The 13,674-nt window shown below is 47.6% G+C and carries 12 protein-coding genes; 6 read left to right on the top strand and 6 right to left on the bottom strand.

The window, feature by feature from the left end; translation table 11 throughout:
- Positions 1 to 20: 20 nt before the first annotated feature.
- Entirely contained in the window at positions 21 to 1,331 is a 1,311-nt protein-coding gene (locus ACY652_RS16440) for an NAD(P)/FAD-dependent oxidoreductase (protein WP_462265470.1), read from the bottom strand.
- Positions 1,332 to 1,475: 144 nt separating this feature from the next.
- On the opposite strand from ACY652_RS16440, the gene argB reads away from it, so the two are divergent.
- The 5 genes from argB to ACY652_RS16415 all read left to right on the top strand — a co-directional run bounded on the left by argB (position 1,476) and on the right by ACY652_RS16415 (position 8,081).
- The gene (gene argB / locus ACY652_RS16435; protein ID WP_462265469.1) at positions 1,476 to 2,279 is read left to right on the top strand and encodes an acetylglutamate kinase; all 804 of its coding nucleotides are present in this window, start codon (positions 1,476 to 1,478) and stop codon (positions 2,277 to 2,279) included.
- Between the two features lie 4 nt (positions 2,280 to 2,283).
- Positions 2,284 to 3,099, top strand: a complete 816-nt coding sequence (proC, locus tag ACY652_RS16430) for a pyrroline-5-carboxylate reductase (RefSeq protein ID WP_462265468.1) — start codon at positions 2,284 to 2,286, stop codon at positions 3,097 to 3,099.
- A 91-nt stretch (positions 3,100 to 3,190) separates the two neighbouring features.
- Positions 3,191 to 3,628 (top strand): tetratricopeptide repeat protein, encoded by a 438-nt coding sequence (locus ACY652_RS16425; RefSeq protein ID WP_462265467.1) that lies wholly within the window; start codon positions 3,191 to 3,193, stop codon positions 3,626 to 3,628.
- A gap of 141 nt (positions 3,629 to 3,769) precedes the next feature.
- Positions 3,770 to 5,158 carry an aspartate kinase gene (locus ACY652_RS16420; RefSeq protein ID WP_462265466.1) on the top strand — a complete coding sequence of 463 codons (1,389 nt, stop codon included), beginning with the start codon at positions 3,770 to 3,772 and terminating at the stop codon, positions 5,156 to 5,158.
- Between the two features lie 91 nt (positions 5,159 to 5,249).
- Entirely contained in the window at positions 5,250 to 8,081 is a 2,832-nt protein-coding gene (locus tag ACY652_RS16415) for a S9 family peptidase (RefSeq protein WP_462265465.1), read from the top strand.
- 75 nt (positions 8,082 to 8,156) lie between these two features.
- Here ACY652_RS16415 and ACY652_RS16410 read toward each other — a convergent pair whose 3' ends face one another.
- Positions 8,157 to 8,570 carry a hypothetical protein gene (locus tag ACY652_RS16410; RefSeq protein ID WP_462265464.1) on the bottom strand — a complete coding sequence of 138 codons (414 nt, stop codon included), beginning with the start codon at positions 8,568 to 8,570 and terminating at the stop codon, positions 8,157 to 8,159.
- A 58-nt stretch (positions 8,571 to 8,628) separates the two neighbouring features.
- On the bottom strand, positions 8,629 to 9,318 hold the full coding sequence (gene gpmA / locus ACY652_RS16405) for a 2,3-diphosphoglycerate-dependent phosphoglycerate mutase (RefSeq protein ID WP_462265463.1): 690 nt from the start codon (positions 9,316 to 9,318) through the stop codon (positions 8,629 to 8,631).
- Positions 9,319 to 9,935: 617 nt separating this feature from the next.
- On the opposite strand from gpmA, the gene ACY652_RS16400 reads away from it, so the two are divergent.
- The gene (locus ACY652_RS16400; RefSeq protein WP_462265462.1) at positions 9,936 to 10,316 is read left to right on the top strand and encodes an SRPBCC domain-containing protein; all 381 of its coding nucleotides are present in this window, start codon (positions 9,936 to 9,938) and stop codon (positions 10,314 to 10,316) included.
- 68 nt (positions 10,317 to 10,384) lie between these two features.
- Here ACY652_RS16400 and ACY652_RS16395 read toward each other — a convergent pair whose 3' ends face one another.
- The 3 genes from ACY652_RS16395 to ACY652_RS16385 all read right to left on the bottom strand — a co-directional run bounded on the left by ACY652_RS16395 (position 10,385) and on the right by ACY652_RS16385 (position 13,674).
- On the bottom strand, positions 10,385 to 11,734 hold the full coding sequence (locus tag ACY652_RS16395; protein ID WP_462265461.1) for an OmpA family protein: 1,350 nt from the start codon (positions 11,732 to 11,734) through the stop codon (positions 10,385 to 10,387).
- A 310-nt stretch (positions 11,735 to 12,044) separates the two neighbouring features.
- Positions 12,045 to 13,217: a trans-sulfuration enzyme family protein gene (locus ACY652_RS16390; protein WP_462265460.1), complete on the bottom strand. Its 1,173-nt coding sequence runs from the start codon at positions 13,215 to 13,217 to the stop codon at positions 12,045 to 12,047.
- Between the two features lie 10 nt (positions 13,218 to 13,227).
- Positions 13,228 to 13,674: an OsmC family protein gene (locus ACY652_RS16385; protein WP_462265459.1), complete on the bottom strand. Its 447-nt coding sequence runs from the start codon at positions 13,672 to 13,674 to the stop codon at positions 13,228 to 13,230.

Here is a 13,674-nt window from a genome sequence, read left to right as displayed (position 1 = left end):
TGGCATTACAGCCGTAACGATCAACGGGCTACCGGGTCGGTCATCATGGTTTTGGTATCAAAGTTGCGCACCACTACGCGGTTATCGCTGTTTTTAGTAAAGTAATTGATCACCCAGCTTACAAACACCACCAGCTTGTTACTAAAACCGGCTAATGTAAAAATGTGCACAAATGCCCATAACAGCCAGGCAAACACGCCTGCAAAATGCGCCTTGCCAATATCGGCCACTGCCTTGTTGCGGCCAATAGTAGCTAACGAGCCTTTATCATCATATTTAAAAACTTCCAGGTTTTCGCCTTTCATCAGGTGCATAATGTTGCGTGCGGCATTTTCACCGGTTTGTATGGCGCCCTGCGCTACGCCGGGCACGCCGGCGGGCATATCGGCAGTAATCATGGCCGCTACGTCGCCTATGGCAAATACATTCCCGTAACCTTTTACCCGGCTAAACTCGTCTACCAGTATGCGGTTGCCTTTGGCCATGCTTTCCGGCTTAATCCCCTCCGGCGACTCCCCCTTCACGCCGGCGGCCCAAAATACGTTCCGGGTTATAATTTCCTTTCCGTCATCTATACAAAGCAAATTGCCGTCGTAGCTTTTAACGTGCACACTGTTGTAAACAGTTACACCAAGTTCATCCAGGTACACCTTTGCCTTTACCGATGCCTTGTCTGATAAAGCGGCAATCAGTTCTGGCTTGCCTTCCACCACATAAACCTGCATTTCGTCAGGATTGATTTTTGGAAATTCCCAGCGCAGTATGTTGCTTTTAAACTCGGCCAGCGATCCGGCCAGCTCTACGCCGGTTGGGCCGCCGCCCACCACCACAAAGGTAAGCAGCGCCTTGCGCTCCGCCTCATCGGCGGTTACCACAGCCTTTTCTATATTTTGTATCACCAGGCTGCGGATGTTCAGCGCTTCGGCAATATTCTTCATGGGCATCGTGTTACGCTCTATCTGCGTGTTGCCGAAAAAATTGGTATTGGCGCCGGTAGCCACAATCAGGTAATCATAGTTAACATCACCAATAGAGGTGTTTACCACCTGGCTGGCCCCATCTATCTTTTGAACTTCCGTTAAATGAAAATCGAAATTCTTTTGCCGGTAAAATATCCGCCTGATGGGAAAGGCAATGGAATCAGCCTCCAGTTCGCCCATTGCTACCTGGTAAAGCAGCGGCTGAAAGGTGTGATAATTGTGCTTGTCCAGCATCAGCACATCCACGTCGGCGTTCTTGAGCTTTTTAGCGGCGTTTATCCCGCCAAAGCCGCCGCCAATGATAACCACACGCGGCCTTCCCGGAGTTTTTTGTAAATTATTTGTCACCATAGGTGGAGTTGTTTAAGCTGAAATACAATGCTTCCTTTAAAACTAAGGTAACTCCTTTATGTTTCGGCTAAAATTATCATGGCTGCATCAGGCAGCGTTTAAAGGCTTATCTTCGCCAAACGTTATTGATATAGATTATTGCTGATGGCAACAACGAAGCATCCCCTGTATATTATAAAGATTGGCGGCAACGTTATCGACAGTTCCGAGAACCTGTATCATTTTCTGAAGGATCTTACCGCGATTAAAGCTGATAAGATACTGGTGCATGGCGGCGGTAAGGTAGCTACGCAAATATCGGCTTCTCTCGGCATAGAAACCCAAATGGTGGATGGCCGCCGCATTACTGATGTAGAAACCCTGCGGGTGGTAACCATGGTTTATGGCGGGCTGATTAACAAAAACATTGTGGCCCAGCTACAACGGTTCGGCACCAACGCCATCGGCCTTACCGGTGCCGATGGCAATACCATAACGGCCAGCAAGCGCGAAGTAAAGGAAATTGATTACGGCTACGCCGGCGATCTGGATAATAAGTCGGTAAATGTGGAGAGCATTGAAGCGTTACTGCAGGCAGGCTTTACACCGGTGTTCAGCGCTTTAACGCATGACGGGGACGGGCAGTTACTGAATACCAACGCTGATACCATTGCCTCGGCCCTGGCTGTAGCCCTGGCAAAAAAGTATGACACCACCCTTATCTATTGTTTTGAGAAAAAAGGCGTGTTAAAGGATTTAGATAACGAAGACTCCCTGATTAAGGACATTGACAAGGCGCACTTCGAACAGTTGAAGACCGAGCAAGTGATACACAGCGGAATGCTGCCCAAGATGGATAACGCCTTTTCGGCTATTGCCGGCGGGGTAAGCGCCGTAATTATCGGCCACGCCGGCGACTTGAAGAATATCAGTAAAGAAAAGCCTTTTGGCACCAAACTAAGTAATTAAAGCAATGATCAGTCAACACATAGCTGTAATAGGCAGCGGCAATATAGGCCTGGCACTGGCCAAGGGCCTGGTAAAGGCAAACATTTGCCCGCCGCGGCAAATTACGCTTACCCGCCGCAACGAAAAAGCACTGGAAGCATATGCCGCTGAGGGGTATCACATTACGGCTGATAATGTAAGCGCCGTAAAGGCGGCGGATATTGTGGTGCTGGCCGTACTGCCCCAGCAATTAAACGCCGTACTGCACGAGCTAAGGCCGGCACTTGATGTGCAGCGGCAGTTATTTGTATCCATTGTGAGCGGCGTAAGTTGCAAAGACATCCGTGAGGGGCTGAATGCCGATGTGCAGGTAATTCGTGCCATGCCCAATACGGCTATTGCCATCGGCCACTCCATGACCTGCCTGGCTACAGACGGTGCCTCGAAGGAGAATATGCAACTGGTTACCTCCCTGTTTGATACGGTGGGTATCAGCCTGCAGATTAATGAAGAATTGATGACCTCGGCAACGGCCTTATGCGCCTGTGGTATCGCCTTCTTTCTGCGCTCCATACGGGCGGCTTCGCAGGGTGGCACAGAAATCGGCTTCCATGCGCACGACGCCTTAAAAATGGCTGCGCAAACGGCTAAAGGTGCGGCCGACCTGCTGCTGCAACTGGCCTCGCACCCCGAGCAGGAGATTGATAAGGTAACTTCACCGAAAGGCTGTACTATTGCCGGCCTGAACGATATGGAATATCATGGCTTCAGCTCGGCCATGATCAAGGGCATCAAAACATCGGCTGAAAAGGCGGGGGCTTTGTATCCAAGTAAAAACTGATAATAGATTTAATTGAAAACTTATGCTGTTTAAGTGATAGGGATTTATAAGATTAAAAAACAAAAAAAAACTAAAATGAATTACGAAAGGATTGGAAGCTTATCAAAAAGCCAGATTAATTCATCAAAAATTATACTTTGAAGAATTAGACGATTTGAAGAAGAATATTTTATATACAGAATATTTCTTGCAAATACGGAAAGCTGCTTATGCCAACCATTTAGAAGCTTTATTTGATATGGGACAGCAATATGAAGATATGGGTTACTTAGGAAGGCCAAATCCAAATTATAATCCTAAAAAATGTATTTATTGGTATACAAAAGCTTGTAATAATGGTCATGCTGAGGCATGTAATAATTTAGCAACATTTTATGAAAACGGCGAAGGTTGTGAAAAAGATTTAAGCTTTGCTCTTCAACTATACCAAAAAGCAGCCGATAGAGGATCTGCAAGCGGTAAAAAAAATTATAAGGTCATGAAACATGATTTAGCTATTGGTGGAAAATATAACATTAAATTTGATTAGTTTAAGCGACCTCAATAATAAACTTAAATTTCTACTCTAAACATTATTTCATGCAGCCACATTATAACATCGTCTGACAGTTTTCTTTCCTTGCCTAAAAGTACAGATAACCGTACTTTAGCATCCTTTTGTATTAAGCAGATGTTAACAGTAGAAAAAATCGGCGGCACGTCTATGAGTGCATTGGGTGATGTAATTCAAAACATCATTCTGTACAAGCGTACCGGCGATGAATTATATAACCGCATTTTCGTGGTATCGGCATTTTCGGGCGTTACCAACCTGTTGCTCGAAAACAAAAAGACCGGCGAACCGGGCGTTTATCACCGCATTGCGAAGCACCAGGATTTTCACCGTCCGCTCAACAATCTCATTATTAAGTTAAAACAGATCAACAAGCAATATAAAGGCTTAGGTTTGGATCTGGCTGCCGCCGACAGTTTTATTGAAAGGCACGTGCATGATGCCCGCGGCTATCTTGAAAACCTGTCTGATGTGCTGGCATCGGGTTATGTGAACAGCCAGGGCATCTTGCAGGCCGCCCGCGAAATTCTGGCTTCAATAGGCGAAAGTCATTCGGCATTTGTATTTACCAACATCCTGCAAAATATGGGCATCAGGGCTACCCTGGTTGACCTGAGCGGTTTTTATGACCACAAGCCCTACACCATTGACCAGCGCATTAAACACGCCTTTAAGGATATTGATTTTACTAAAACCATCTGCATTGCTACCGGCTATACCAAGGGCACCGAGGGTATTATGCGGGAGTTTGACCGCGGTTATTCTGAAGTTACCTTCAGCAAGATAGCCGTAGCGGTGAAAGCTCCGGAGGTAATTATCCATAAGGAATACCACCTGTGCTCTGCCGACCCGGTGATGGTGGGTGTGGACAATTGCATACCTGTAGGCTATACCAATTATGATGTGGCCGACCAGCTGGCCGATGTGGGCATGGAAGCTATACACCCCAAAGCCTCAAAGCCGCTGGAAATTAATAACATTCACCTGCGCATTAAAAACACCTTTGAGCCGGAACACCCCGGCACGCTGATTACGCAGGATTATGTGTGCAAGCACAAGCGTGTTGAAGTGATTACCGGCACCGATAAGCTGGTGATGATTGATATTTACGACCCCCTGATGGTAGGCAACGTAGGTACCGATTTGCAGATTATGCAGGTGTTTTACGATTTTAAAACCAGTTACAACTTTAAGGCCACCAGCGCCAACAGCATATCCATTGTGATATGGGAGAAGGATTACAACAAAAAACTGATCCAGCTATTGCAGGACAAGTTTGAGAAGGTAACCGTAGAAAAGGTAGCGATTGTGTGCCTCATCGGCTCTAATATAGACCAGCCCGGCTTGCTGGCTAAATCGGCAGCGGCTTTTGCCGATAATCATATCAACATTAAGAGCGCCGGTTTTGCCTTGCGGAAGGTGAACATTCAATTCATTATTGCCAGGGAAGATTTCAAGGCTTCGATTATTGCCCTCAACAAAGCGATGAGCCCGCAACCGGATTAGGGCTGCGCTTTTGTAACATTTTTGTAGCCCCGGGCCGCAATCCGGTAAGTTTGTGCATATTTATTAGCGTTAATTAACCCTTGAATTAATTATGCGCAAATATTTATATGCAAGCGTTTTACTGTCGCTCACCGCTTTAACAGCCGGGGCACAAACCACCGCCAAAAAGCCGGTAGACCACTCCGTTTATGATAGCTGGCAAAGCATCGGTAACGAGCGCATCAGCAATGATGGCAAATGGGTGGTGTACGCCGTAAAGCCGCAGCAGGGCGATGCCAGCCTGTTTATTACCCCGGTACAGGGTACTGGTAAATTACAGATAGCCCGGGGCGATACGGCACGCATTACCAACGATTCCAGATACGCGGTGTTCCTGATCCGGGCACTTTACGCTGATACCCGGCAGGCCCGGATCAAAAAGAAAAAACCGGTTGACTTTCCGAAAGATACCCTGGGTATACTTGCCTTAGGCAGCCGTAATGTTACAAAAATCGGCGGTGTACGTTCCTTCAAAATTGCGGAGAAAGCATCGGTACTGGCCTACCTTGCCCCATCAGATACGGTAAAAAAAGCCGCTGCTGCTGATACTTCTAAAAAAGCCATTGCCACTACCATTGCAGCGCCAACCCGCGAAGGGGCAAATCTCACCGTGCGCCAGTTAGCCAATAATAAGCAGCGCACTTTCGAATACGTAACCGACTACCAGCTAAGCAAAGATGGCAAGATGCTGGCTTTTTCTGTTACTGCACCCCGCCGTTCAAAAACAGTTAAATCTGGCGTGTACTTATACAATGTAGATAAGGACGAACTAAAGGAAATCAGCACCGGCAGGGGCACTTACCATGCGCTGGCGTTTGATGAGGCAGGCAAGCAACTGGCTTTTACGGCAGAAAAGAACCCGGAAAAAGCGCAGGTAAAACCCTATAAGCTATATTATTACAGGCCGGGTGCCGACAGTGCTACGGTTTTAGCTGCCGCAGGCACCACCGGCGTCCCTGAAAAGTGGGCGGTAAGCGGCGATGGCCGGGTATATTTTAGCAAAGGCGGAACCAGGCTTTTCTTTGGTACCGCGCCAATTCCTAAGCCTTTGGATACCACATTGGTTGATTTTGAAACGGCCAAGCTGGATATCTGGAACTACAAAGACGATTACCTGCAGCCGCAGCAGCTGAAGAACCTGCAGCGCGAACTCCGCCGCAGTTACCTGGCGGTGATTAACCTGCATGATAATGAAAAGCATACTATACAATTGGCAGATAAAGGCATTCAGGAAGTTATGCTTTCTGCCAACAATGATGCAAGGTATGCCCTGGGCATCAGCGATACCGGCGCACGTGTAGCGGCCCAGTGGGAAGGCGGCAGCCGGCAGGAAGCTTTTTTAGTTAACACCCTCACCGGTGAGCGGCAGCGCATCAACACGCGCCTTAAAACCCGTTACAGTATTTCGCCGGGCGGCAACTATGTGGTGTGGTTCGATCCCAAAAATCAAAACTGGTACAGCTATGCCATAGCCACCGGTAAAAAAACAAACCTTACCGCACGTACCGGCACCAAAATGGGCGCAGAAGACAATGATGTACCCGATGATCCTTCGGCCTACGGCCTGTCGGGCTGGACGGATAAGGACAAGGCCGTTTTAGTATACGACCGATACGATATCTGGAGCATAGACCCGGCTACCGGTTTGGCTACCAATGTAACTAATGGCGCAGGGCGTAAAAACCACCTCATTTTCCGTTATACCAATCCGGTTGACCGCAGCACAGCCGAGGATGATGAGCGATTGATCCCCGCCAGGAAACCACTGTATCTGCTCACCCAGGATGAGCAAACTAAACAGTGGGGGTATTACCGTACAACACCGGGCAGCAGCAAAGCGCCTGAACGCATAATTATGGCACCTTACAGCTATACCAATTTGTTAAAGGCGAAAGATGCAAACGAATACATCTATACCAAAGCCAGCTATCAGCAATCACCCAATTTGTACGCCTCGGCTGATTTAAAGGCAGAAAATCGGTTGAGCGAAACCAACACCCAGCAAGCACAGTACAACTGGGGTACTGCCGAGTTGGTGAGATGGACTACGCCAAAAGGCTATAAATCGGCAGGCATCCTGTACAAGCCAGAGAACTTTGACCCTACTAAGAAATACCCGATGCTGGTATACTTTTACGAAAAGCTGTCTGAAGGCTTATACAGCTACATTGCTCCGGCACCAACGCCGTCGCGCCTGCCCATCTCCTATTTTGTGAGCAACGGCTACCTGGTGTTCACACCGGATATCAGTTACGAAACCGGGCATCCGGGCGGCTCGGCTATCGAGTATATCAATTCAGGGGTAGAAAGCCTGAAAAAGAACACCTGGGTGGATGCCGCGCATATTGGTATACAGGGCCAGAGCTGGGGCGGTTACCAGGTAGCCTACCTGATTACCCAAACCAATATGTATGCCGCCGCCTGGGCCGGCGCACCGGTTGCCAATATGACCTCGGCCTACAATGGTATCCGCTGGGAATCCGGCGTGAGCCGCGAGATGCAGTACGAGCACGGGCAAAGCCGCATTGGCACCGATTTGTGGAGCAATACCGACCTGTATATACAAAATTCACCGTTGTTCCAATTACCGAAGGTGAAAACCCCGGTGGTCATCATGTCTAATGATGCTGACGGCGCTGTGCCATGGTACCAGGGCATTGAGATGTTTACCGCTTTGCGCCGCCTGGGCAAACCGGTTTGGCTGCTGCAATACAATGATGAAGCCCACAACCTGGTGCAGCGCAAGAACCGCAAGGATATTTCTATCCGCGAAGCGCAGTTTTTTGACCATTACCTGAAAGGTGCGCCCATGCCGGTATGGATGGACAAAGGCGTTCCGGCAGTGGATAAAGGCCGCGACTGGGGATTGGCCATTGAGGAGTAACACCAGTACAGCACCCATAAAACCAGTAAAGCCATGTATATTACATGGCTTTACTGGTTTTATGGTAATAGTGAGTTATTGCTTAACCAACACATATTTGTAATGCTGCGTAGCAATTACCTTATCCATCACCAGCGTATCTTTTGAGATGCTGTAATCGTATGTTCCGTTCAGCAGTAGGTTGCTATCAAAGTTGGCAGTATGAACGTTAGGATCGTTAAAAATTAACTGCTGCCTGTTTATACTGAAAGTGCCCACGCCGCCTGCCGGTATGTAATTACTGTTTCCAGAAGACTGATAGCTGCTTTCGGTAAACGTTACGGTTACATCTCCTGTATGCGTAATGGAATTGTATGCGGGATTGCTGTTAAACGTAGTAAACCTCCCCGCAAATTTGCCCGATAACTTATCATCAGTTGTAGGATCGTTTTTTGCACAGCCTGCTATGGCCAGGGTAAGCAGTAAAGCAAAAGGTTTAAATTTTTTCATGGTCATCAATTTATATCCTTACGCAACTGCTTAGCCATACGTTACAGGTTGACAGGAATTATTTTATATAGTAATGCTTAATACGGTTCAGGCCCTGGTCTAACTCGTACACCCAGGGTTCGCCGGTAGGTATATCCAGTTTGGTAACTTCCTCATCGCTCAGGTTATCGATATACTGAATTAAAGACCGCAAGCTGTTGCCATGCGCACATACCAGCACCTTTTGGTTACGCCGGATGGCAGGGATAATGGTTTCCAGCCAGAAAGGCAGCACGCGGTCCATAGTTTCGCTCAGGTTCTCAGTAAGCGGTAGCTCGCGGTCGGTTAAATCTTTGTAACGGTAATGGTTGCCGGGGAAACGCTCATCCTCTTTGGTAATGGCAGGTGGGTGTTCGTGCGGGTCGCGGCGCCATTTTTGCACCTGCTCCGCGCCGTATTTGGCTATGGTTTCGTCTTTATTCAGCCCCTGCAAAGCGCCATAAAAGCGCTCGTTCAGCCGCCAAGATTTTTGCACCGGTATCCACATCAGGTCCATTTCTTCCAGCACCGTATGCATGGTTTTAATGGAGCGTTTAAGTATAGAGGTAAAACCAATATCAAACTTGTAACCATTATCTTTTAATAGCTGGCCGGCATGGCGCGCCTGCCTGAAACCTTCTTCTGATAAATCTACATCTGTCCACCCGGTAAAACGGTTTTCCTGGTTCCAGGTACTTTCACCGTGGCGCAGCAATACTACTTTTTGCATAATGCTAATAACGGCTAAATGCGCTATCAGTTTTGCAAACCCTCACTTGGCCTTATTAATAGCTGAAGTGAACCGGCTAAACCAATTAGGTAAGCTTGGTACTGTTTCATTACAGTAAGCCGTGTGCTGGTATTGGTAAGTTACTATAGTATCCGCCCCGCCCCTTTTGGCCGGTGTACCTTTGGTATCGCATTACGCTGAAACGGGTTTAGTTTTTACCTGATTACTGCCGTGCGCTTAAGAGTGCTGTCCGGCCCGGCAAAGGGTAAAAAAGTGTAAACCCAAAGTTTACACTTTTTCGAAAATATTGCATCTAAAAAACTGATATTCAGCACATTGAAAAAAACCAAGGTTTACACTTTTTACAACTTTTAGTTGTGTCCTTTACCGGCTTTAGTTACCTCCGGTTTTATGCGAGCATGAGGGGAAAACATGGAGCTGAAAACGGGGTACACCCGGATGATACGGTGCTGTGGCTGCCAGTGTGTTGAGATTAAAAAGCAGGTGAATGCTGACCGTGTTCCGGCATTACAGGCAGGCGGTGTTTTAATACCAATCTTGCCGGCACCTCTATTATGCCGGCCCTTAAATAGCCGCATAGTTTTATATCTTGCGGCATGAAAGATTATAAAAAGTACTATACGCTGCCTGCCAGCGCTGAGGATATATATAATGCCGTCACTAATCCCCTCACTATTCAGTTGTGGACGGGTGAGCCAGCCGAAATGTCGACAGTGCCTGACACTGAATTTTCTTTATGGGACGGCAGTATTCTGGGTAAGAACCTTGAATTTGAGCCGAACAAAAAGATGGTACAGCAGTGGTATTTTGACGGGCAGGAAGAAGCTTCTGTGGTTACCATTAAACTGCACCCGGATAAACAGGTTACCTCGGTAGAACTAAGGCATACCAACATACCTGATGAAGCCTATAATGACATTATAGAAGGCTGGAACGATGTTTATATGGGAGGACTGGCAGATTTTTTTGAACTTTAATTGCACCTATAAAACAACAAAAGCCGCTGATTTAGCGGCTTTTGTTGTTTTATAGGTGTTAAAAGCTATTAATATAAGGTGAACTCCACACGGCGGTTTTTCTGACGGCCGGCTTCTGTTGCGTTTGAAGCGATAGGCTGAGTTTTACCATAACCTGTGGCTTCGATGCGCGATGGGTTGGCACCTTTGCTCACTAAGTATTGTTTAACTGATTCGGCACGTTCTTTAGAAAGCTTTAAGTTACCTTCTGCTGAACCCACATTATCAGTATGGCCGGCTAATTTCAGGCTGAAGTTTTTGCTGGTTAAAATATCAGCAACACGGTCTAAGCTTGATAATGAGCGTTCTTTGATAGTGGCTTTACCAAAATCAAACTCTAAGTTTTGGATAGCTTCACGTACTACGCGCTTGTCTTCTTCGGTTACATAAACCTTGGTTACCGGAGTTGGCAGCGGGCAACCAGAACCATCTACCTTTACACCGGTTGGTGTGTTAGGGCATTTATCGTTAAGATCAAATACACCATCACCATCCGTATCAGTGGTTAAGCGAGCCAGATTGGCGTTGGTCGTGTTTAAATCATTACGCAGCTGCTCGTTCATCATACGCTGCTGTGCCAGCTCGTTTGATAATGCATTGGTCTTGCTCAGGTACTCGGTACGCATTGACGATACCGGGTTGTGATTAGCCAGCTGCGGTTTTGAACTTTTACCCAAGGCAAACTCTAAACCCGCGTGTGCATAAGAGAACTGATCATTACGGCCACCATAGGTATAGCCATCAATGTTGTCTCCATCCATAAAGTTAACCTGGTAACCCAAATCTAAATTGATACCCCGTGACAGGCCAATCTTTAAACCTGCCCCTACCGGGATATAGAACTGGTTGATATTGCGGCCATCGCTGTTGTACTGTACGCGGCGACCATCATTGGTAGATAATTTTGGCGCATAGGCAATAGAACCACCGCCTACGGTTAAATAGGGCTGTATTAAACCCTGGTTGTGCCGCCAGTTAATGTTAGCCAGTGTAATGTTGGCGCTTAAATCTACCGCATATTTAATATCGGTGCGGTATCTTACTAAATTGGATGGCTGCTGCGGTGTAGTACCCTGCAGGTGGCCTTTCAGGAAATCAGCCTGAAAACCTAAAGCCGGCAAGATCTGGTATTTAATGTACCCGCCGTAACCCCATTGCTCATTAGGCGTAACAAAATCCTGCTTGCCGCGGAAGGGAGTCCAGGGGCTTAACATACCGCCATTCAGGCCGATTGACCAGTTGCGGAAAGCGCTGCCATCAGAAAAAGGCTGAACGTAGTCCTTAGTGTAAGTAGTGGTGTCGGTTGATTGAGCCATCAGTTGGCTGCCTGCGAAGAGCGTGGCTGCCAGTAAGGCTGTTTTTTTAAATGTACTGTTCATATCAATTATTTTAAGTGCACTCCATCGGCTTTCGTACCAATAAAGATGTGCAGCTATTGACAAGCATAGTGCCAAAAGCAGTAACAGGTACGTTACAGTAATCAGTGTTTCCGCCCCGGTGGCAAGTTTAAATATTCCTGAATGCTATAAAGAGTTCAGTATCAGTTGCACAAGACATTGCACAGACTAACTATGGCTGCTAAAAATATTATTGTATAACTTTAAAGTTTCCATTATGCAGCAATGGCCAATACACGTTATAACACGCATATTGGCCATTACCACAATTATTGTATGTATTAAGAGAATTTTAAGCGTTAAGCGCCTGTATAATATCGTTTACAATATCGCTTACCTTTTCCAGGCCTACCGAAATACGGATAAGGCCCGGTGTAATACCTACGGTAAGGCGTTGCTCTTCGGTTAGTTTAAAGTGGGTGGTACTGGCGGGGTGCGAAGCAATGCTCCTGCTGTCGCCAAGGTTCGGGGTAACCGACAGCATTTGCAGGTTATCCAAAAATTTACGCCCTGCGTCCAGTCCACCCTTCAGTTCAAAGCATAACACCCCGCCTCCGGCGCTCATTTGCCTTATAGCAATATCATACTGCGGGTGCCCTTTCAGGAAAGGATATTTTACCCAGCTGATGGCCGGATGATCTTGCAGCGTTTCGGCCACCTGCATGGCATTCTCGCAATGCCGCTGCATCCGTACATCCAGCGTTTCCAGGCTTTTACTTAACACCCAGGCATTAAAAGGCGACAATGACGGACCTGTATTGCGGCAAAACAAATATATTTCGTGTACCAGGCCGGCGTTACCCACCACTACGCCGCCCATTACCCTGCCCTGCCCGTCAATCCACTTGGTGGCCGAGTGCACCACTAAATGAGCGCCATATTCCATAGGGCGCTGCAGCAAAGGCGTGGCAAAACAGTTATCTACATTAAGGATGAGGCGGTGCTGAGCCGCAAATTTACCGGTCCACTCCAGATCAATAATTTCCAGCTGCGGGTTGGTAGGCGTTTCCAGGTAGATCATTTTGGTGTTGGGCTGCACAGCCGCCTCCCAGGCGGCAGTATCCGCCGCGGGTACCAGCGTACAGGTAATGCCGTATTTAGGCAGATACTTGGTAACCATGGTGAACGTACTGCCGAATACCGAACTGCAGCACAGCAGGTGGTCGCCCTGTTGCAGCAGCGCAAACATTGAAGCAAAAACCGCAGCCATGCCCGAAGAAGTAGCAAAGCCGGCCTCCGCGCCTTCCAACATACACATCTTATCAACAAATTCGTCAACGGTGGGGTTGCTGTAACGGCTGTATATGTTATCATCTGTTTCCTCGGCAAAGGCCGCACGCATACTTTCGGCAGTATCAAACGTGAAGCTGCTGGTTAAGTACAAGGGGGTAGAATGCTCATGCTCAATGGTTTTATCGGCACGTATGCGTATAGCCCGGGTAAGTTTATCGAGTGGTTCTGACATAGATATAAATTTATGATGAAATAGGATCAACTGTTGCCGGATGCACAAATACCTGCCATTTAATTTCGGCTCCGGCAGTGCCAAGCGTAGCCGCTACCGAGCAGTATTTATTGATGGACAGTTCAGCCGCCTTGGCTGCTTTATCTTCGCTGATATCGCCGTACAAATGAAACTCGATGTTAATCTCTTTCCATAAGGATGGCTCCTTAGCGGCTTCACGCTCACCGTTCACTACCATCCGGTAATCCTGCACTACCTGGCGCTGCTTTTCTAAAATCATGATGACATCAATGGCCGAGCAGCCGGCCAGCCCCATCAGCAGCATTTGCATAGGGCGAACGCCAAAATTCTGGCCGCCGGTTTCGGGGCTGCTGTCCATAAGTACGGTATGCCCGTATTCATCCCCGGCCTCAAAGCCGAACCGGCCCGACACCCGCTTTAATTCAATTGTAGCCAT

The sequence above is a fragment of the Mucilaginibacter sp. genome, assembly GCF_965200995.1.
Classification (GTDB): Bacteria; Bacteroidota; Bacteroidia; order Sphingobacteriales; family Sphingobacteriaceae; genus Mucilaginibacter.
The sequence above is the reverse complement of the archived record's forward strand: the minus strand, read 5'-3'. Positions and strand labels throughout refer to the sequence as shown.